We start from the raw sequence: 20,626 nt of genomic DNA, 5'->3' as shown, positions 1-20,626 counted from the left end.
TTTCATTTTCTAAATATTACGCATAATTTTTTCTCTCGCAGATCTGGCAGATTTAAACAGATTTTTTTTATCTGCGTAAATCTTTGAATATTATAAAAATCTGCATTATCTCCTAAATCTGCATGAAAAATTCTTCACACTGCTTTGCAATTTCATTTTCTAAATATGAGGTATAATTTATTTCACGCAGATCTCGCAGATTTAGGCAGATTTTGTTAATCCTTTTAATCTTTTAATCTGTGGCAAAAAAACTTAGCGAACTTTGCGCAACCCTTGCCTCTTTGCGGTTAAAAATATATGCAGTAAAAGAACTAAAAAGCCATTCTTTTCAATTCTAAAGCATTCAGAATACCAGCTTCGCTCGCTGTATTATTGAAGTAGACAAATCCTTTCTTAGAACGAATCTGTCGGTTTACATGCTGCAATTCTTCTGTAGAATAACTGGAATGAAACAATCTCGGAATTCCATGAAACCGCATGTAAAATATAGGGAAATCTTTAAAAATAGTTGTAGGTAAGTTCGGATGGCTCACACTGCAAAATGTAATATTATTTTCTTTAAATAAAGTCCAAACCTCATCATTCCACCAACTTTCGTGACGAAATTCGACAACGTTTTTAAAATCGTAATTTAAAATTCCTATTAGCATTTCTAGTTTTTCCTCACTAAAAGCATAGCTAGGCGGAAACTGAAATAAAATAGCTCCAAGCTTCTCTTTCATTCCTTCTTTACAAATCATATAAAAGTCATTTAATCGGCTTTCGCAATCAATCATTTTTTTAAGATGCGTAATTTCTTTCGGCACTTTGATCGAAAAAAGAAAAGATTCTGGCGTTTTACTGTACCAATTTTGAAAAACGCGAACAGTTGGAAATTTATAAAAACTGCCATTAAATTCATACGTGTCAAAATGCTGGCAATAGAACTCAAACCATTTCTTGGACGGCAAGTTTTGCGGATAAAAAACTGTCTTCCAAAAACTGTTGTAAAAGCTGGAACAACCTATTTTTAGTTGATTTTTCATTTGTATAATTGTTGGCAGTTAGTGCAGAAGAAGGTTCTGCGTTTTCGTTCTCCGGTTTGTTTGCGTTGAAATGGCAAATTGCAACGTAAACAAGTATTTTTTGTATAGGCTTCCCAATGTTTTTTGAGTTCCAATTTCTTCTTCCAATACAAGAATTCAAAGCTGTAGGTGGAACATTCGGCAATAAGCTGACTTTTTACATGAGGCGGAATTTTTTCTACTATCGATTCCGGATGAACATAACAACGGTATAAAACTTCGTTTTTTATGATGTTCCCCACTCCAGAAAAAATATCTTGATCCAAAATCACGTCGCAAATCATTTTTTCAGCCATTTTCTCCATGCTTGCCTGCGCCTTCTTTGGATTCCAATCATCATTCATTACATCGACACTCCAATCGTAATAAGAATTAACATCGCCTTCTAGAATTTTAACCGAACAGGTGTAAAAATTAAGTTCTCCGTTTTCAAACACTAAACTTAATCTAGGTTTAGCCACTTTACGCTCATTTATACGGTAAGTTCCAAACATAAGCATGTGAATTTTTACCGTAAAAGAATCAAAACAAATCAAAAAGTGTTTTCCCCAGGTTTTAAAAGCAAGAATATTTTTGTCTTGTAGACGAGATAAGTCAATATGAGAATTTCCAGATGCAGAAATTACTTTCTGCCCCGTAAATTGTTGTACTTCTTCTTTTAGGATTACTATAGACGGACCTTCGGGCATATACTTTATTTTGTTTTTAATTAAAAAGTGCAGTCCGAAAACTGCACTCTAATTTCATTCTCTTATGCATTATTCAATCTCGGCAGCTTCGAGATTTACTGCATTTACGGCCACTTCTGTAAGTGTTTTATCTGCACCTTTTTCTTCATCGAGCGTTTGCTCCAATAAAGTTGCCGCTTCTGGCAACCCTAATGTTTCAGCAAATTGTCTCAAAGTACCATAGGTGGCAATTTCATAATGCTCAATTTTCTGACTAGCAGCGATAATTCCTGCATCTCGCACTACTCCAATTTCAGTCTCTTCCAGCATTCCTTTAGCTTCTTCGATCAAACCTTCCATAGCGTCGCATTTTTTGGCTGTTGCTTTTTTGCCAATAATTTTAAACACTTCTTCCAAACGGGTTATTTGTTCTTCGGTTTCTGTCAAATGGTTGTCGATGGCATCTTTTAATTCAACAGAAGACGCATTTTTAACCATTGAAGGCAAAGCTTTTGTCAAAGCTTTTTCTGCCCAATAAATGTCTTTTAATCCTTCTTCGAATAATTCGGTTAATCCTGAAGCAGCGTTTGATTTTGGCTTCGTTACTCCTCTTGGAGTCTTTTCTTTTGCAGTAGCTGTAGTTTTACTATCTGTAGTTTTCATAGTAATAATTTTTATGATTAATAGGATTATAAAATTACTGCCTGCGTTTCGAGAGAGGTTATATGATTTTAAATTAAAATTCCATTCTAAACACCTGTTAATTATACAATTACACTTCAGTATTTTATAAGAGATTCCCTTCTCTTCCTACTAGCTTTGTAAGTATTAATTCTTAAATAAAATGTCATGAATACGATCAATAATACAAACAGAACTAATAGAGATTTGAACGAGCATATCTCTAGTGACAGAAACCTAAGCAAAGATTTGGAAGCCGATATCAAAAAGCCTGATAATGATAATCGTGAAATTGCAGAAAGAGGTTATACAGTGCGAAACGGCTATAATCCGAATAGACCCAATCCTGATCAGGAAGATTTTGTCAGCGATGATGATTTAGACGATCTTAATGATGATTTTCATACCGATCGAGATTTAGAAGATAATAACGACGAAATTTATGAAGTTGAATTGGAGGATGATAATTATGTTGAAGAAAATGACGAATTTGATAATCCTTCAGATCTTAAAGAAGATGAATATGACTTTAATGAAACGGAAGATGTTCTCGAAGACATTGATGATGAAGATGATGATGAAGATGATGACGACTTTGAGGATGAAGACGATTATGTAGAAGAAGATATTGACGACGACGAGAATGATTACGTTGAAGATGATGTTCAAGAAGATAATGACGACGAAGAATATCAAGAAAATGATCCTCGCCGATTCTAATATTTTACTCTCAGAAGAAAAAGAAAAAACCGTCACGTTTTTAACGCGACGGTTTTTTGAGTTTAAAAAAATTTAACTACTTAATCTCCAATAATTTTCAATACTGGAATATCGTCCATACGCGCCAGTCGTTCTGCCAAACCCGCTCTGGCTTCATTAAGTTCTTGTTCGGCTTTGCCTAATTCTTCATACCATTTTTCTTTTCCAACTGGCGATCTTTCTAATTTTCGAACAATTTCATAAATTTCGCCTTCTGCTTCCATTACTTTCAGTCTTTTATAATAAGTCAAACTCTCCGTCATATGAGCAAGTGCAATCATCGCGGTCAAAAAAGGATGATTGTTGGTTACATTTACATCTTTTACTCTTCCGTGCTCCAATTCTACCTTTAAGGCAAAAGCAAATTCTTCCATATTAAAAGCTTCATGTTTACTCTTTGGATCCAAATAAGCTTTAATGGCATGAACATTATTCATCGTCGAAAGATCGACATCTGTATGTTTTTTGTCCTGTAAATCTTTAAAAACCACATTTGCAATAGCTCTAGCTTCTGCACTGGTTGGATCATTTTCTGGATTTTCAAAATCGCGGACCGACCAATCCCAATTTTCAGGATGAACAGGCTTTATGTATTTTTCACAAAAATCTGTTACATCATTTTTCAAGCTTACCATTGTATTTTCTCTTTTAATGTAAACATCCTGATAAGCTCCGCTTTGTTTTCCCATGACTTGCTCTTTTTTTATTTATTAAAACCACAAAACGACACATTTTCAAAAGGAATGTGCCGTTTTAAATTGTTCTATTTCTATTCTTCTTAAACTCTCGATCTTCCGCTGATTAACGAAATAACGAATAGAACTAAAAATATAAAGAATAAAATTTTAGCGATACTTGCGGCTCCAGCAGCGATTCCACCGAAACCAAATATTCCTGCCACAATGGCTAGAATAATAAAAGTGACTGTCCAACGTAACATAATAATAGTTTTTTAGTTAATACTGATTTTGTTTGTATTCAAATTTGTAAAGCTTTTGGAGAGATGCTCGAACTCCTTTATGAACAAGGGGTTGATTCTAAATTGATTTCATAATTCTGAATCAACTCTGAAAATGCTATTTCCGATTTTGTAAAATATTTTCTTGTGCTTCGGCTTTTCTTTGCCAAATCGAAATATTTTTGAATGGAACCGTCTTCATAAGTGGAAATCAAAAGTGGATGAACGTAATAATCTTTACAGACTTTTCTTGTGTTTCCAAGTGCTTCCGCTGTTAAGTCAAAAGCAGTAATAATATTCTGCTTGATTTCCTTTTCATCAGATGTAACTCCCATTTCCATTAAACTTTCAAAGAAAATAATCGACGCTGCCCACGTTCTGAAATCTTTCGCGCTGAAATATTCGCCAGAAATATGGTGCAAATATTCGTTTACTGCGTGACTGTCCAAAACTTTTCTTTCGCCGTTTTTATCGTAATATTTAAAAACTTCGTAACCTGGAATTTCTTCGCATCGGCTTACCAATTTTACCAGCTTTTTGTTTCGGGTCGTTATGGTATGAAGTTTTCCTTTCTTGCCGACAAATTCAAATCGAAGCGAATTTTTATTAATATTGATATGACGTTTTCTTAAAGTCGAAAGCCCGTACGATTTATTGTCTTTGGCATATTTCTCGTTTCCGATTCTTATATGTGTTTCTTCCATTAGTCGAATTACCAAAGCGGTTACTTTTTCTTTCGACCATTCTTTTTTTTCCAAATCCAAATCGACTTGTTTTCTTATGGCTGGAAGTTTAGCGCCAAATTCAGCGATTTTATAAAACTTCGTCTGATTTCGAATCAAATTCCATCTCGGATGATAACGATATTGTTTTCTGTTCTTTACATCAGTTCCAACGGCTTGTAAATGGCCATTTGTAATAGCGGCAATGCGAACATTTTCCCATGCAGGCGGAAGAACCAAACTATTAATTCGTTTAATTTCGTTCTTACTTTTTACATTTTTTCCATTCTTTTTATAAACGAAATTCTCCCCTTCGCGGCAGCGTACAATAGTTAATTGATTGTCATTAATGTATTCTAAATCTAGCTTTTCGATTACTAGATGTGGTGCTTTAATCAGCTGATCCATTAAATTTTCCTTTCTCGCCGCATTCATGGTATTTAATTTTTTATCACAGGAATAATTTTATTTTAATTTTAATTATTTCTTAAAGACTCGATTAAGTCCTTTTTGTTCATGTAAGATCTTCCTTTTATACCCACTTTACTGGCTTGTTTAAGAAGTTCATCTTTCGTCCATTCATCGTAAGGTTTTGCTTTTCCGCCTTTCTTTCCTGCATCTGGCGTATTGGCAATACGAGCCGATTTTTCTTTGCTGTATCCTTTTTTTACCAATGCTTCATATTGCTCTTCATTCTTAATTCTTGGATTTGGCATGACTTTAATTTTTAAGGGTTAAATTCTAAAAATCTGATATTTCAAAGTTCCTCAAAAAGTAAGGCGATTTTGTTATAGAATTTTGGTCTGAATTTTCAAGTTTGTGGGATGGGAATTGTGTAAATTGTTAATTGTTAATTGTTAATGGTTAATGGTTGATGGTTGATGGTTGATGGTTAATGGTTGATTGTTAATGGTTGATTGTTAATGGTTAATGGTTAATGGTTAATGGTTAATGGTTAATTTTTAATGGTTGATTGTTCGTGATTCAAAAAAAATCCCAACTCTTTTGGGAGTTGGGATTGGAATGGTTTCTTCTAATCTTATTTATCTGAATGACAATATTCTTTGAACTTAATTGTCTTTAAAGCTTTTAAAAATTGATTTTGTGTTTCCGCTTTTAGATTATAACCATAAAATGACATTTTAATCTTGCTATAATCTTTAGAATTTCCTTTTAAACTGTCAATATAAATACCTGCAGCACCAAATCCTACATTAGTAGGCATTATCATTTTCACTTTAAAACAATTTATGGAATAAAAAACAGCTTTATACTTTTCATTTTTTTCAAGATCGATATCTCCAGATAAAGAATCAACGACTAAATGTTTCGTTTTTTTCAAAAGTTCTTTTTCTTTTTTAGTTAACGCTGCATAAGAGTTTTTATCAAAAACTAATGGAAAATCATTTGACTCATCTCCAGAATATAGACCAATATCAAAAATCAAAGAATCTTTTTCTGGTGTAATTATTCCACCAACATAACTGTCAGTCCCTTTAAATTCTAATTCATTCCATTGTCGTGGAACTGTGATTTCAAAATCTCCAAAATCAATGGTTTTAAACTCTGATTTACGTTTACAGGAAATTATTAAAATTGATACTAAAATTGTTATAAATACTTGTTTCATTTTGATGCCTTAACTCCAGCTCATATTGATTAAAACTTTATTTCCTGTAATTTCGACTCTTCCGCCATAAGATTGTAAACTTTTCGGGTGAATTTCGTAAACCTTAGTGTTTTTTCTAATTTTTGGAATATTATTTTGAAAGCCTTTGCTTTGAAGCATCCATTGCTTTATTTCAGATTCAGAATTTTCAAATTCAATTATAAATTGTCTCGTAAAAATAGAGCCTCTTTTTTCCATACTAATTATTTCTGCATTATCTGGAAGTTTTTCAAGCTGTCCCCAACTTAAAGCACATTTAATAGCATCTTCTCTTTGCCACGGCATCACAAAAGGAGAAAAATAAATTATATATAGAAAAAACACTCCTAATAAAACCAATATCGAAAATATCTTTGCAATCTTCATTTGATAATAATATTAAAAACAATTAATCACATTTTATATTCTTATAATCCTGTGTTTTTTCGTCGTACTCCATACAAGTCTTTTTTATTACAACCATTTTATTATTAACGACTTTATATTCGGTTCTTTCAACGCTTCTTCCTGCGCAGCATTGATTATGCTCATAGATTCTTTTGGTTTTACTGTCGAATTCTAAAGAAGTGCCACTGAAACTGCTTTCGAAGTATTTGCCTGTTTTTGGATTAAAAAGAAAATAGATTCTAGAAGTATTTGGTCCTGCATAACTAGATTCAAAAACGGAGAATTCTTCAAATCCGTCAAAATTATAATCTCCGATATTTAAATTATACAATCCCCAAAGCTGACATTGCAAATCTACTTTTTGGATTAATTTATCGGTCTTTTTTTCAATGATTTTTACTCCAGAAACTCCAAAATAAGAACTTTCTTTTTCTTTCGAAATAATCAATTTAAAATATTTGTCTTTTAAAGAAACGGGCTGTAAAATTTCACGTTCTGTCCATTCTTCACCTGTATTAGAACTAAGATCAAATTCTTTTGTCAAACTGACTCTAAGCTCTTTTCCTGAGTTTAAGTCTTTCCAAACTCCGTTTAACTGATCATTTTCAACACTGTAATTTTCGAAGCTCAGTTTTGCGGTTTCTTTGCCACTTTTATCTTTTTCGGTGAATATTAAAGTTTTGCCATTAAGATTGGCATTTAAAACAATTGGAATATCAAAATTAGAATAAGCATAAATAGCTGTTCCTTGTCCGTCAGAATAAATATCGCTCACAAACTCGATTGGATATTTATCAATGAAACCTTTATAACTGATTTGGGCTGATACAAAAGCTGTTATGAGAAGAAATAGGAATGTAATTTTTTGTTTCATGATAATCTTTAAATAACTTAATATTAAATTATGATTGTTTTAATGATCCATCATCATTGATAAATCGAAACGAATAATTATCATTTAAAATCTTACCTCCTATATTGACAAATGCTCCAAACTGACCTCGCCAATCTTCAATATCATTTTCCTTAGATGTATCCCATCGAATGACTCCACAAAAATTAAGCTTATCCAATTCAACTTTTATTACAACTCCAAATTCATTATTTAAAGAAACTTTCATTCCAAAATTGAAATCATTTTCCATAGACGTAGATTTTAGACAGCTAATATAGAATTAACAGCATCCAAATCCTATAACAATCCTTTAAAATCGTGTAATTTTTTCTTACAGGTTCTCAATAATTTTACATTATAACATTTAAACTATTAAAATCATGAAAAAGTTATTATTAGCCGGAAAAACCATTTTAGGAGCAGGACTACTGATATTATTCCTTCAATCTTGTAAAAACGAAACTAAACAAGAAGATCCAAAAGAAGTTGCAGAAGATGCAAACGAAGCAAAATTTGACTCGATTGACAGCAAAGAAGATGACTCAGAATTTTTAGTGGATCAAGCGGAAATTAATTTAGCTGAAATCGAAATTGGCAAACTGGCTCAAACTAAAAGTACCAACGCCGAAGTGAAAAAATTTGGTAAAATGCTTGTTGATGAGCACACTAAATCGGCTTCTGAAGTAAGTGCATTAGCAAAAGCGAAAAACTTTACATTGCCAACTTCTTTAACTGAAGAAGGTCAAGACGAATACAATAAACTGAATGAAAAAACGGGAGTTGATTTCGATAAAAAATTTGCTGACATGATGATTGACGGTCACGAAAAAGCAATTAAGAAACTAGAAAAAGCCGCAAAGGACGCTAACGATCAAGAAGTGCGAACTTGGGCTTCTAACAATATTGCAGGTTTAACAGCGCATTTGGAACACGCTAAAATGCTGAAACAAAACCTAGACAAAAAGTAAAATAAATTTAATTGATCATTAATTTATTTTCTAAGATGCTATCCCGATACTTTGGGATTGAGCTTCTAAGATTTTAAGCAATTAAGAATCTAAGAACCTCAAATCTTTGCTATAAACCCCTCAAGAGTTGAATTGCTTGAGGGGTTTCTTTTTTTAAGGGACAAAGGGACAAAGGTTCAAAGGGGCAAAGGCAAAACCTCTGAGCCTTTGTCCCTTTGAACCTCTGCACCTTAAAAAAATTATTTTCCAGCTTGTTTCTGCAAATGTTCTGGATATCTTGAGCCTTCAATGGTCATTTTTGAAGCTGCATCGTGGATTTCTTGTAGATCTTGTGCTGAAAGCACCAAACCTGCTGCACCAAGATTTTCTTCTAAACGATGTAGTTTTGTTGTTCCTGGAATCGGTGCAATCCATGGTTTTTGAGCTAAGATCCAAGCAAGTGCTACTTGTGCATTTGTTACACCTTTGTCTGCCGCAATTTTCGAAAGCAGTTCGACTAAAGCTTGGTTTACTTTTCTCGCCTCTGGTGTAAAACGAGGTAAGGTATTTCTAAAATCGGTACTGTCAAATTGTGTGTTTTCGTCAATTTTAGCAGTTAAAAAACCTCTTCCTAGCGGACTAAAAGGCACGAAACCAATTCCTAATTCTTCTAATAGTGGAAAAATTTCTTCTTCTGGAGTTCGCCACCAAAGTGAATATTCGCTCTGAAGTGCTGTAACAGGCTGAATGGCATGCGCGCGGCGAATGCTCTCTACACCCGCTTCTGAAAGTCCAAAATGTTTTACTTTTCCTTCCTGAATTAAATCTTTGATAGTTCCGGCAACATCTTCCATAGGCACATTTGGATCCACACGATGCTGATAATACAAATCGATAACATCGGTATTTAATCTTTTCAAAGAACCTTCAATACTTTTTCTAATCCATTCTGGACGGCTGTCTAATCCTTTTTTAGAGTCACCTTCCAAAAATCCGAATTTTGTCGCAATTACAACTTTATCACGAAAAGGCGCTAAGGCTTCTCCTAAAAGTTCTTCGTTCAAAAATGGTCCATAACATTCAGCAGTATCAAAAAAGGTAATTCCTTTTTCGTAAGCCGAACGCAACAATTTGATCATTTCGTTTTTGTCATGAGCAGGTCCGTAACCAAAACTCATTCCCATGCAGCCAAGTCCTAAAGCTGAGACTTCTAAGCCGCTATTTCCTAGTTTACGTGTCATTTTTTTTAAGTTTCTAAGGTTCTGAGATGCTAAGATTCTAAGTTTTTTTAGTTTCTGAGTCGCTAAGCAACTAAGATTCTAAACTTTTTTATCATCTTTAAATCTCAATCTCTTGTTTATGATTTAATAAATATGCTAAGATTCTAAGCGCAAGAAAAAACTTAGCATCTTAGGACCTTAGCAACTTAGTATCTTATTTAAGCGAAGCCATATCAATTACAAAACGATATTTAACGTCTCCTTTTAACAATCTTTCGTAGGCATCATTTACATCATTGACACCGATTACTTCGACGTCTGATGTGATATTATGTTCTGCACAGAAATCGAGCATTTCTTGAGTTTCTGCAATACCTCCGATAAGAGATCCTGAGAAGCTTCTTCTTCCTAAAATCAAGCTGAAAGAAGTTACAGGAAGCGGATCCATTGGCGCTCCAACCAAAGTTAAAGTTCCGTCTACTTTTAATAAATTTAAGTACGAATCTATACTGTGTTCAGCAGAAACACAATCTAAAATAAAGTTTAAACTTCTAGCGTGCGCGGCCATTTGCGCTTCGTCTGTAGACAATACAACCTCATCTGCTCCAAGACGTTTTGCATCTTCAGTTTTAGATAAAGACGTTGTAAAAACTACTACATGAGCTCCCATAGCTTTTGCTATCTTAATTCCCATGTGCCCAAGACCGCCAATACCTACAATTCCAACTTTTTGACCAGGACCAACTTTCCAATGTTTTAATGGTGAATACGTTGTAATTCCAGCGCATAATAACGGAGCAACAGCTGAAAGTTCTAATTTGTCTGAAATGTGCAATACGAAGCCTTCGTCTACAACAATACTTTGAGAATATCCACCATAAGTTTGTCCTCCTAAGTGTTTGTCTGGCGAATTAAACGTCTGAATATTTCCTTCATCACAGAATTGCTCTAAATCATTTTTACAATGTTCGCATTCTCTACAAGAATCAACCAAACAGCCTACACCAGCCAAATCGCCAACTTTGAAACCTTTTACATGATCTCCAACTTTTGTCACACGGCCTACAATCTCATGTCCCGGAACAATTGGATAAATAGTGCCATGCCATTCGTTTCTAGCAGAATGCAAATCGGAGTGGCAGATTCCGCAATACAAAATTTCAATTTCTACGTCGTGTGCCTGCACCGCTCTTCTTTTAATATCTAAGGTTTGTAAAGGTGCTTCGGCCGCTTCTGTACCAAAGGCTTTAATGCTTTTTGTTTCCATAATTTTTTATTGTTATTAGTTTTTTTGTTTCAAGTTTAAAGTTTAAAGTTTAAAGTTTCAGGTTTTTAAACCGTTGCGAAAACGCAATAGAAATCTAGCTGATTTGCACTGATTCACAATTATTTATATAAATTTCGATTATTTTAATCTAATCAAAAAATATAATCTGTTATAAATCAGTAAAATCTGCGTAAAAAATTCAATCCAATAACTTTTGGGATAAAATCTTAGTATCTTAGAATCTCAGAACCTTAGCGTCTTAAAAAGAATAATATTCCTCATCAGTAACACTGTCCAACCATGTTCCTGAACCTTTGTCTACTTCTGTAACAATGGTAATATGAGAATATCTTGTTTTAGGAGTTGCTCCGTACCAATGCTCTACACCTGGTAAAACGGTGATTACTTTTCCTTTTTCGATAAGATTAATTTGTCCGCCTCGTTCTTGGTAATACCCAACTCCATCGGTTACAATGATAAGTTGCAGACTCGCGTTACTGTGCCAGTTACTTCTTGCTCCGGGTTCAAAAGAAATATCTTTGATTACAGTGTTTTGAGGATGAATTTCGCTTGTCTGCTTTTTATATGACACTTCGCCTGTCATATAAGTGTTTGGGATTTTACCTTCTTCGATTACAGCAGTGAAATGTGTCGACATAATTTCGTTGTTTTTAGGTTAATATTAATTTTAAAGTTGTTAAGCGAAATAATCAGCACATCGAATCTCTTGCTAGAAGGAGATCTTGATTTTTAGTAATGCTTTAAAAATGTTTATTTTTCTATTATCAAAAATTTAAAACTAAATGTAAAGCTGAACATCGCTTTTGTGAAGTGTGATTTAGTCGTTTAAAACCTGATACAAAGATTCGTTGTTTATTTCAGGGCAAATGTAGCGCAATACCACAATGCTGAAATAACAATATTCAAACAAAAAATTAAGAAATTGAAACAATTTACATTCGAAGTGATTTCGGAACTGTTCCCGTAAGTCTTTTGAAGTAATTATTAAAATAACTTGGGTATTCAAATCCAAGCGCGTAGCCTATGTCTGAAATACTCCAATCTGTATGCTGCAATAACGCTTTTGCTTCGTTGATTACTCTCTCAGTAATATGTGCCGTTGTTGGTCTTCCCGTAATTTCCTTTACGGAGCGATTTAAGTGATTTACGTGTACAGAAAGGCTTTGCGCGTAATCCTGTGGTGTTTTTAGCGCTAAAGGCTGGTTTTTAGTCTCTATCGGAAATTGTCTTTCCAGTAATTCTAAAAACAAAGAAGTTATTCTCGAAGAAGCATTTTTATGTTTAAAGAAGCTTTCTGAAGGCTGCATTTTCATTGATTCGTGAATAATCAAATTTACGTAACTGCGCATTAAATCGTCTTTGAAAGCATAATCAGTTTCATATTCTTGAATCATTTTTTGAAATAATGAATCGATAAACACCTTTTGATCAGCACTTAAAGTAAATATTGGCGTTCCTCCTATTTTAAACAAAGGCGATTCTTGAAGTGTTTCAGATCGGTCTTTGGTTTTAAAAAACTCTTCAGTAAACACACAGGCATAGCCTTCAAACTTTTCAGAAACCGTTTCCCAAGAATACGGAATAATCGGATTACCAAAAAACAGAATCGTTCCGTCAGTTTCTATTCCACGGTCAGCATATTGTATAATACTTTTGCTGGTATTGATGCAGATTTTATAAAAGTCTCTCCTACTGTACACGGGAACTTTACTGTAATCTCCATTTATAGGATACACTTTAAAACCTTTCATCTTCAAATCTGAAGTGAAATCGCAATTCTGAGTTTCTGTTTGATTATTCATTCTGCAAAGTTATGAAAATCAAACATTATTCTTTTGTTATTTTTTTGTTTCAGGTTTGAAGTTTAACGATTGCTTGTTTAACCGCAAAGAGTGCCAAGTTTTTTCGCAAAGTTCGCTAAGTCTTTTTTTTAAGAGAAAATGCTCGCTAAGACGCTAAGGCGCAAATTTTTTTTTTGAGTTGCCTCCAGTTTTAACTGGAGGTATCAGACTTGAAACAAAGAAAAGGCTTTAGCCAAACTAACAACTGTTTGGCTAAAGCCCTGAATAATTTCGCATTTGTACATCCAGCTAAAGCCGGATGCAATTCATTTATATTTTTTTTAAAAACTTGCGAACTTTGCGTAATTCTTAGCGCTCTTTGCGGTTAAAAACTACTTCACCACAATCACACCATTCTTTAATCCCTTCGCTGAAGCAGATAAAACCACTTCTTTTGCATTTTCATCTTTTTGAACAATGATTTGTGCGTAACCATTAAAAAGTTTTCTTTTCCAAGATTCTGCTGGTGTTACGACTTGAATAATTCCCGGATCGGTATTCATGACATCCCAATCTTTTACTTTTTGTAAAGGCGTCGCCGCAATATGAATTGTATTTTTTCCTTCTTTTAAAACAGATGCATTCAGAATATATTTTTGAGCATCTTCTTGGTTTGGTTCTACTTTATTTCCGTTTACAAAAACTACCGTTTCTACTCCTATTTTCTTGTAAAAAAAACTCACCACATTGGAAGTCGAATTATTTTTCAAATCAAATTCGCCTTTATAAATATACGATGGCGCTTGTTTTTTATAATCTCGATCTTTAAAAGCTTCTGTCCATTCACTTTCAGGATAATTTGACAAATTCTGAGGCAGAGTAGCACTTGTTCCTTTTTGTTCTTTAAAATTATTTATAGCAACTAAAGCGATGTCATCAATAAACTGATCGCTTTCTAACGAAGTTGGATCTCCATTTCCAACTCCTAAAATTCTTCCTCCTTTTATTGAGAACATAATTTCATCATTTGCTGTCGGAACATGCAAGCCATTTTTATCTGTAGTTTCAACCGTTACAACAGAAACACTTCCTTTTAAAACATTTTCTTTATCGAATGACAATTTGATATTTTCTGACTTTCCAGTTGTTTTTTGAATATCCGAAAGTACTTTTTTACCGTTTTTATATCCCACAGCTTCCAAAGTTCCTGAAGCATAATTTACTTTCCATTCTAAATGTCCATTTTGCTCCATTTTCTTTTTTCCTAAACTTTTTTTATTGAGGAAAAGCTCTACTTCATCACAATTGGAATAGGCCCAAACATCAATTTCTTTGCCTTCCATTCCGCTCCAATTCCAATGCGGCAATAAATGCAAAACCGGCTCTTTCCCCCACCAAGATTTTAGATAGAAAACATTGTCTTTCGGGAAACCGCAAACATCCATCATTCCGAAATAAGAAGTTACAGATGGCCAACCATAAGGGGTTGGTTCTCCTCGGTAATCGAAACCTGTCCAGATAAACATTCCGGCTAAATATGGTCTTTCTGCGTAAAATTTCCAGCCTTCTTCAATACTGTAAAAAGTCGGTCGAGGTTTTTTATCGTAGGCGCTTTGATAATGTTTGGCATCATCTGTAAAATAAATACCTCTTGTTGCAAACGTTGAACCTTCTTCCGTTCCCATTCCTGGCTGTTGTTTAAACTGATTTCTATGTGCGTCAATATCTCCGTTTCCTAAATAATTATAACCCATAATTTCAACAACATTCGAAATTCCGCTTTTAAATCCGCTGCTAATTCCAACTGTTACAGGTCTAGTTGGGTCGATACTTTTACTAAAATCTTGCATGATATTAGTGATTCTTTCGCCCGTAATTCCTCCTTCAATTTGCCATTCTTCATTTCCAACCGACCAACAAAAAATACTTGGATGATTACGATCTCGCTCGATCATTCGCTGTAAATCATTCAAATGATAATCGTTGATTCCCATTAAACGGGTTTCATCAATAACCAACATTCCTAATTTATCGCAAGCTTCTAGTAATTCGGGAGTTGGCGGATGATGAGAACAACGATAAGCGTTAGAACCCATTTTTTTCAGTTTTGCGATTCTGTAATACTGAATTTCATCTGGAAGCGCTGTTCCTATTCCTGCGTGATCTTGATGATTATTGGTTCCTTTTAATTTTACATGTTTTCCGTTAAGGAAAAAACCATTTTCTGGATCAAATTTTATTGTCCTGATGCCAAAAGACGTTTCATAATTATCTATTAACTTTCCGTCTTTTCTAATTTGAGTAACCAAACGATATAAATTAGGACTTTCAATATCCCACAAAAGCGGATTATTCATAGTTATTTTTGAAATAAAATTTGCAGTTTTATAAAATTCGGGTGCATCTACATCTTCTAAAAAGAAGCCAACTTGTTTATTTTCAGCATTAAAAATCATCTGAACAATTTCTAGAAAACCGTCAAACTTTCCTTTATTTTCAATTGCAACATTTATAGTAACCTCAGCATTGCTATTTTTAATTTCAGAAGTCACATAAGTTCCATTTTGCACCACATGCAACGGATTTGTCTTCTGCAAATAAACATGTCTATAAATTCCAGCGCCTTCGTAAAACCAGCCTTCTTCCATTGATGCATCAACGCGAACTACGATGGTATTTTCTCCGCCATAATTTACGTAAGCTGTTACATCATATTCAAAACCATTATAGCCACTTTCTTCTGTTCCTAAATAAAATCCGTTAAAAAAGACTTTTGAATTTCTAAAAACGCCATCAAATTTTAGAGAAATAATTTTTCCTAAATCATCATTCGGAATCGTTATTTTCTTTCTATACCAGCCAATGCTTTTTTCAGGATAATTTTTACCCGCAGCTTTAAAACCGTGGCTGAAACTGGCGCTTTCGCTAAAAGGCTGTTCTACTGCCCAATCGTGCGGCAAGTCTAATTTTCTCCAAGCGCGATCGTCAAAATCTTTTGCAGCAGGTCCGTCGGCAAATCCAGTTTTGGTTAAATAGGAAAAATAACCTTCTGCATGGCCAAAATCTTTCTTAGTGTCGTATAAATGACCTAATGAAAATCGCCAATCTTTATCAATTAATATTGATTCTCTTCCTGCTTTATTTTGTGCAAAAACAGAAATTGAAGATAGAATTAAAAAACAAAGAATTGTTCTCAAGAAAAAAGTGGTTCTCATAGGTTTGGTTGTTAGTAAAATCAAATAGCGATAAAAATAAGGCTTTTAGAGAAAAAAGATTAATAGTATTTTATCAAAACATGATAACTCATTCATAATAAATGATTCTAAAGAGGGTTTTAAAATTTAGAATGAATCTAATGGCTTCAGATTCAAAAATGATTTTCTTTTGACGTAATTTTATATTAAAATCATAAAAAGCAATTATACTATGAGTACTATTATCAACGAAAATAGACTCCACAGCACTTTTAAAAGCCTTGATCATAAGATTAGTAAACTTAATGATCAGAAGATTACTGCTTTTTTTGAATCTTTAGGATTATTAGAAAGAAAAGATGTTCCGAAAGACTTTTTGAATTGGGAAAATATACTAATTGTGGTTCCAAATCGACATGTTTCGCACGAACTGAAATACTATAAATATACGATTTCACGAATTTCATTTTTAACAAATCCTTACGCAGATCAAATTCATATTTTTGATCTCAAAGATTGGAAAAACGCATCGGGAAACAAGACGCAGTTTCAGATTAGAGAAATGCTGAAAACAAGTTTTGGAGGTGTAAAAAAAGTTATTAAAGAGTCTTAGAAAAATTAAAAGTCCGATCTTAGTTGATTGGACTTTTTTTTGTTTAACCGCAAAGAGCGCTAAGAATTACGCAAGGTTCGCAAAGTTTTTTATTTAAAAGAAATATGCTGGCAAAGTCGCAGAGTCGCAAAGAATCATAAACTTTGCGACTCTGCGACTTTGCGAGATTCTTTAAAAAGATTATAGCGTGCTTAGCGTAAATCTTTGCACTCTTTGCGGTTAAGAAAAACTATTGCACTTCTAAAAGCTCTTTAATTTTAGCTTCTAAAGCCTGTCCGTGAATATTTTTTGCTAGTATGATTCCGTTTTTATCAATCAAAAAGTTCAACGGAACAGATTGCAGCATATAATCTCCAACAACCGGAGATTGCCAGTATTTTAAGTCGCTAACGTTTGTCCAAGGTAATTTTGCTTTTGCGATTGCTCCTGTCCATAATGGCTTTTTGGTATCCATAGAAACACCATAAATCGATAATTTGTCTGGATAAGCATTGTGCAATTTTATTAAAAGTGGCTGCTCTTTAATGCACGGTCCGCACCAAGACGCCCAAAAGTCAACTAAAACTAGCGTTCCTCTTAAAGAAGAAAGTGCAACCTTCTCTCCTTTTGTATCTGGAAGATCAATTTCTGGAGCAATGTCTCCAACATCTACACCAACAACTTGCGCTTTAGAACTGGTTATTACACAGCATAAGAACGCTGCAATAAGTAAAGTTTTTTTCATGATAATGTTTATTTATTTGGGGGTTTCAATCTTATAATAAGTGTACTATTTGTCATTTCGACGAAGGAGAAATCTCCGCGAGAAACTCGACAAAGATTGGTGATATCCTATGCGGAGCTACTTGCGGAGATTTCTCCTTCGTCGAAATGACAAAAATGAGAACCAACCTTTACGCTTTTACAAGATTATTCAAAAGCAAATATAAATGTTCTTTCATAAAACAGCTAGCTTTCCTCGCTTCCAATCATAAAATTATCCTAAATATTTTTCTCTTAATTGATATATCGGGAAAAGTCGATATATTTGTACCATGGAAACGATCGAAATTTTTAAAGCATTATCCAATAAATCCAGATTACAAATGCTGGAATGGCTAAAAGAACCCGAAATTAACTTTCCGGGACAGCTTGAACATGCCGGTTTTGAGCATGGAGTTTGCGTTGGGCAGATTCAAGCTAAAGCTGGTTTGACACAATCTACAGTATCCGAATACCTGTCTATTTTACAGCGCGCTGGTTTTATTGAAGCCAAACGTGTTGGACAATGGACTTATTATAAACGTAACGAAGGTGCCTTTGAAGCACTTAGTAAATTAATTCAATCTAATTTGTAAAATTACTATGAGTACAAACAACCTATTTTCTGAATTTAACTTAAAGTCGTTAAATCTGAAAAACCGAATCGTAATGGCGCCAATGACGCGCTCTTTTTCTCCTAACGGAGTTCCAACTGATGAAGTCGCAGCTTACTACCAAAAAAGAGCTGAAGGCGAAGTTGGTTTAATTTTATCTGAAGGGACTGTTATTGACAGAAAATCTTCTTCTAATGATGCTAATGTTCCTCACTTTTATGGTGATTTAGCTTTAAACGGATGGAAAAAAGTAATTGATGAAGTTCACGCTGCGGGCGGAAAAATGGCTCCGCAAATCTGGCATATGGGAATTATGGATAACCACCACTCTGGATGGGTTCCGCCAGTTCCATTTGAAGGTCCGTCTGGATTAAACCGTCCTGATTTTAGAAATGGTGTTGCCATGACTGAAAAAGATATTGAAGAAACTATTCTTGCTTTTGGTAAAGCTGCCGCTGATGCTAAAAGATTAGGTTTTGACACTGTTGAAATTCACGGTGCACACGGTTATTTAATTGATCAATTTTTCAGAGCTGAAACGAATTTACGCGAAGATATTTATGGAGGAAAAACGCTTCCAGAACGTAATCGTTTTGCAATTGAAGTTATAAAAGAAGTGAGAAAGCAAGTTGGAAATGACTTTGCAGTTATCATGAGATTTTCTCAATTTAAACCATCAGATTACAACTATAAATTAGCTAAAAATCCGCAAGAATTAGAAGCTTGGCTTACTCCTCTTGTTGATGCTGGAGTTGATATTATTCATGCTTCGCAACGTCGTTTCTGGGAACCAGAATTTGAAGATTCTGATTTAAACTTTGCAGGATGGGCTAAAAAAGTAACGGGAGCGCCGACTATTACGGTTGGTTCTGTTGGACTTTCTGGCGATTTCTTTGGCGCATTTGCTGGAGAAAGTTCTGAGCCAACTTCTTTAGAGGAATTAAATAGACGTTTTGACAGAGGTGATTTTGATTTGGTTGCCGTTGGAAGACCTCTTTTATCTGATCCAAATTGGGTTGCTAAAATCAAAGCTGGAAAAACAGATGAATTGAAAGGTTTTACTAAAGAAGCTTTAGCGCAGTTGGTTTTAGAATAATTTTTTGAGATGCTAAGACGCTAAGATACTGAGATTCTAAGTTTCTTTTCTTTGCATCGAAAATTTTTAAAATAAGAAAGGGATAAACTTAATTATTTATCCCTTTCTGTATTTGTAACTAACAAAAATTACAAACTCTAAAAAAAAACTTTATGCTGTTGTTGGCTTTTTATTTTGAAATTTCTTCACCAGCCAGTTTCTAACTGGTTCATCGTATAATTTCAAACATACAAAAGCCAAAATTATACTTACAATTAAAACTCCGATTCCTTCTAAATATCCATTTTCCATGGTTACTTTATTGTCTACAACCCAAGCGGTAAACCAATAAATTAACGGATAATGCGTAATATAAATTGGGTATGAAATATCTCCTAGAAGCTTACAGATTTTTAATGAAAACTCATTTTTAATCTCTCCTCCTGCTCCAATTGCTACAATAATTGGAAAAATTAAAATAATACAGATCGATTCGTAAATACCATTCATCCAAAGGCTGTTTTCGTCTCCAAATCTTGGCAATGCCAAAACAATCGTAATCAGAATGCTGCAAATCCAAAAAGCATTTTTTACATGGATTAATTTTCCTAAACGGCACAATAAAACTCCAGCAAAAAACGGATACAATAATCTTGTAAAACCAACATTCATTTGTTCCCAATTTAAAGACCATCCGCCGATTACGTCACCTTTTGGCCCGAAAACAGTATAATTAATTAACAGCCCGGCAAATACCAGTACAAAAACTGACATAACTTTATTCGAAAATTTACGGAAGATTAAGGCGTACAAGATGTTTGCAATATATTCGAAAAAAAGTGACCATGCCGGACCATTTAAAGGATGCATTTCTCCCCAACCTCTAATTTCTAATGATGGCGGAATTGGCAATAAAGTAAAACCTATTACCATCGTTAAAATAACTTTCCAGACTTCCATTCCTGCAATCTGAGGAAATAAAATGTCTGATGCCTGAAAGTAGTAAAATAGAGCACCAATGATCATTCCTAAAATCACCATTGGCTGTAAACGAATTAATCGGCGTTTGTAAAATTCCCATTGACTCATTTTTCCCCAGCGATCGTCATATGCATAAGCGACAACAAATCCGGATAAAAGGAAAAAGAAATCAACAGCAAGATAGCCGTGGTTTATAATTTGTATAAAACGATTTCCGCCAGCAAAAGCTTCGAAAATATGAAATGCAACTACTAGAATAGCCGCAACGCCACGCAGTCCGTCTAGAATTTCGTAATGTTTTTTTGGTTTAATATTCATTTTGGTTGATAGTTTATTATTGATGGTTGATAGTGTCAGTTGGAGTTAGAA

At 34.0% G+C, this 20,626-nt stretch carries 23 protein-coding genes; 5 read left to right on the top strand and 18 right to left on the bottom strand.

What is annotated here, in order from left to right; all coding sequences use genetic code 11:
• Positions 1 to 311: 311 nt before the first annotated feature.
• The 3 genes from ABTV69_RS14550 to ABTV69_RS14540 form a co-directional block, all read right to left on the bottom strand.
• Entirely contained in the window at positions 312 to 1,025 is a 714-nt protein-coding gene (locus ABTV69_RS14550) for a DUF72 domain-containing protein (protein WP_433829936.1), read from the bottom strand.
• Complete coding sequence (locus ABTV69_RS14545) at positions 1,022 to 1,753, bottom strand: endonuclease (protein ID WP_433829934.1); 732 nt, start codon at positions 1,751 to 1,753, stop codon at positions 1,022 to 1,024. The genes ABTV69_RS14550 and ABTV69_RS14545 overlap by 4 nt, the downstream gene beginning before the upstream one ends.
• 69 nt (positions 1,754 to 1,822) lie before the next feature.
• Complete coding sequence (locus ABTV69_RS14540) at positions 1,823 to 2,395, bottom strand: ferritin-like domain-containing protein (protein WP_433829932.1); 573 nt, start codon at positions 2,393 to 2,395, stop codon at positions 1,823 to 1,825.
• A gap of 186 nt (positions 2,396 to 2,581) precedes the next feature.
• On the opposite strand from ABTV69_RS14540, the gene ABTV69_RS14535 reads away from it, so the two are divergent.
• On the top strand, positions 2,582 to 3,133 hold the full coding sequence (locus ABTV69_RS14535) for a hypothetical protein (protein ID WP_433829931.1): 552 nt from the start codon (positions 2,582 to 2,584) through the stop codon (positions 3,131 to 3,133).
• 80 nt (positions 3,134 to 3,213) lie between these two features.
• Here the strand turns inward: ABTV69_RS14535 and ABTV69_RS14530 are convergent, their stop codons facing one another.
• The 8 genes from ABTV69_RS14530 to ABTV69_RS14495 all read right to left on the bottom strand — a co-directional run bounded on the left by ABTV69_RS14530 (position 3,214) and on the right by ABTV69_RS14495 (position 8,053).
• Entirely contained in the window at positions 3,214 to 3,861 is a 648-nt protein-coding gene (locus ABTV69_RS14530; protein ID WP_433829929.1) for a DUF5661 family protein, read from the bottom strand.
• Positions 3,862 to 3,950: 89 nt separating this feature from the next.
• A complete protein-coding gene (locus ABTV69_RS14525; RefSeq protein ID WP_012026284.1) occupies positions 3,951 to 4,112 on the bottom strand; it encodes a DUF1328 domain-containing protein in 162 nt (53 codons plus the stop codon).
• Between the two features lie 77 nt (positions 4,113 to 4,189).
• On the bottom strand, positions 4,190 to 5,287 hold the full coding sequence (locus ABTV69_RS14520) for a DNA topoisomerase IB (RefSeq protein WP_433829927.1): 1,098 nt from the start codon (positions 5,285 to 5,287) through the stop codon (positions 4,190 to 4,192).
• Positions 5,288 to 5,328: 41 nt separating this feature from the next.
• Positions 5,329 to 5,568: a DUF7218 family protein gene (locus tag ABTV69_RS14515; protein WP_433829925.1), complete on the bottom strand. Its 240-nt coding sequence runs from the start codon at positions 5,566 to 5,568 to the stop codon at positions 5,329 to 5,331.
• A 323-nt stretch (positions 5,569 to 5,891) separates the two neighbouring features.
• Positions 5,892 to 6,482: a hypothetical protein gene (locus tag ABTV69_RS14510; RefSeq protein WP_433829923.1), complete on the bottom strand. Its 591-nt coding sequence runs from the start codon at positions 6,480 to 6,482 to the stop codon at positions 5,892 to 5,894.
• 9 nt (positions 6,483 to 6,491) lie between these two features.
• On the bottom strand, positions 6,492 to 6,887 hold the full coding sequence (locus ABTV69_RS14505) for a hypothetical protein (protein ID WP_433829921.1): 396 nt from the start codon (positions 6,885 to 6,887) through the stop codon (positions 6,492 to 6,494).
• Positions 6,888 to 6,909: 22 nt separating this feature from the next.
• Positions 6,910 to 7,782 (bottom strand): XAC2610-related protein, encoded by an 873-nt coding sequence (locus tag ABTV69_RS14500; RefSeq protein ID WP_433829919.1) that lies wholly within the window; start codon positions 7,780 to 7,782, stop codon positions 6,910 to 6,912.
• Positions 7,783 to 7,810: 28 nt separating this feature from the next.
• Positions 7,811 to 8,053: a hypothetical protein gene (locus ABTV69_RS14495; protein WP_433829917.1), complete on the bottom strand. Its 243-nt coding sequence runs from the start codon at positions 8,051 to 8,053 to the stop codon at positions 7,811 to 7,813.
• Positions 8,054 to 8,183: 130 nt separating this feature from the next.
• Here ABTV69_RS14495 and ABTV69_RS14490 point away from each other — a divergent pair, with 130 nt between their 5' ends.
• The gene (locus tag ABTV69_RS14490; protein WP_433829915.1) at positions 8,184 to 8,771 is read left to right on the top strand and encodes a DUF4142 domain-containing protein; all 588 of its coding nucleotides are present in this window, start codon (positions 8,184 to 8,186) and stop codon (positions 8,769 to 8,771) included.
• A gap of 239 nt (positions 8,772 to 9,010) precedes the next feature.
• On the opposite strand, the gene ABTV69_RS14485 is transcribed toward ABTV69_RS14490, so the two are convergent.
• From ABTV69_RS14485 to galA, 5 genes are all read right to left on the bottom strand, one after another.
• A complete protein-coding gene (locus ABTV69_RS14485) occupies positions 9,011 to 9,991 on the bottom strand; it encodes an aldo/keto reductase (RefSeq protein WP_433829913.1) in 981 nt (326 codons plus the stop codon).
• Between the two features lie 193 nt (positions 9,992 to 10,184).
• Positions 10,185 to 11,237, bottom strand: a complete 1,053-nt coding sequence (locus ABTV69_RS14480) for an NAD(P)-dependent alcohol dehydrogenase (RefSeq protein ID WP_433829911.1) — start codon at positions 11,235 to 11,237, stop codon at positions 10,185 to 10,187.
• Between the two features lie 259 nt (positions 11,238 to 11,496).
• Positions 11,497 to 11,895 carry a cupin domain-containing protein gene (locus ABTV69_RS14475; RefSeq protein WP_433829909.1) on the bottom strand — a complete coding sequence of 133 codons (399 nt, stop codon included), beginning with the start codon at positions 11,893 to 11,895 and terminating at the stop codon, positions 11,497 to 11,499.
• A 295-nt stretch (positions 11,896 to 12,190) separates the two neighbouring features.
• Positions 12,191 to 13,060 (bottom strand): helix-turn-helix domain-containing protein, encoded by an 870-nt coding sequence (locus ABTV69_RS14470; protein WP_433829907.1) that lies wholly within the window; start codon positions 13,058 to 13,060, stop codon positions 12,191 to 12,193.
• A gap of 371 nt (positions 13,061 to 13,431) precedes the next feature.
• A complete protein-coding gene (gene galA, locus ABTV69_RS14465; RefSeq protein WP_433829905.1) occupies positions 13,432 to 16,254 on the bottom strand; it encodes a beta-galactosidase GalA in 2,823 nt (940 codons plus the stop codon).
• A gap of 211 nt (positions 16,255 to 16,465) precedes the next feature.
• Between galA and ABTV69_RS14460 the strand changes: the two genes are divergently transcribed.
• Complete coding sequence (locus ABTV69_RS14460) at positions 16,466 to 16,846, top strand: hypothetical protein (protein WP_433829903.1); 381 nt, start codon at positions 16,466 to 16,468, stop codon at positions 16,844 to 16,846.
• A gap of 229 nt (positions 16,847 to 17,075) precedes the next feature.
• On the opposite strand, the gene ABTV69_RS14455 is transcribed toward ABTV69_RS14460, so the two are convergent.
• The gene (locus ABTV69_RS14455) at positions 17,076 to 17,570 is read right to left on the bottom strand and encodes a TlpA family protein disulfide reductase (protein ID WP_160783455.1); all 495 of its coding nucleotides are present in this window, start codon (positions 17,568 to 17,570) and stop codon (positions 17,076 to 17,078) included.
• 310 nt (positions 17,571 to 17,880) lie between these two features.
• Between ABTV69_RS14455 and ABTV69_RS14450 the strand changes: the two genes are divergently transcribed.
• Both ABTV69_RS14450 and ABTV69_RS14445 read left to right on the top strand, forming a co-directional pair.
• Entirely contained in the window at positions 17,881 to 18,183 is a 303-nt protein-coding gene (locus ABTV69_RS14450; protein ID WP_091496855.1) for an ArsR/SmtB family transcription factor, read from the top strand.
• A 7-nt stretch (positions 18,184 to 18,190) separates the two neighbouring features.
• Positions 18,191 to 19,297: an NADH:flavin oxidoreductase gene (locus ABTV69_RS14445; protein ID WP_433829901.1), complete on the top strand. Its 1,107-nt coding sequence runs from the start codon at positions 18,191 to 18,193 to the stop codon at positions 19,295 to 19,297.
• A 150-nt stretch (positions 19,298 to 19,447) separates the two neighbouring features.
• On the opposite strand, the gene ABTV69_RS14440 is transcribed toward ABTV69_RS14445, so the two are convergent.
• Positions 19,448 to 20,575 carry an acyltransferase family protein gene (locus tag ABTV69_RS14440; RefSeq protein WP_433829899.1) on the bottom strand — a complete coding sequence of 376 codons (1,128 nt, stop codon included), beginning with the start codon at positions 20,573 to 20,575 and terminating at the stop codon, positions 19,448 to 19,450.
• Positions 20,576 to 20,626 lie beyond the last annotated feature (51 nt).

Source organism: Flavobacterium anhuiense (genome assembly GCF_050990855.1).
Classification (GTDB): Bacteria; Bacteroidota; Bacteroidia; order Flavobacteriales; family Flavobacteriaceae; genus Flavobacterium; species Flavobacterium anhuiense_C.
Note: the sequence above shows the minus strand (reverse complement) of the source record. Positions and strands in the feature narration are given on the sequence as shown.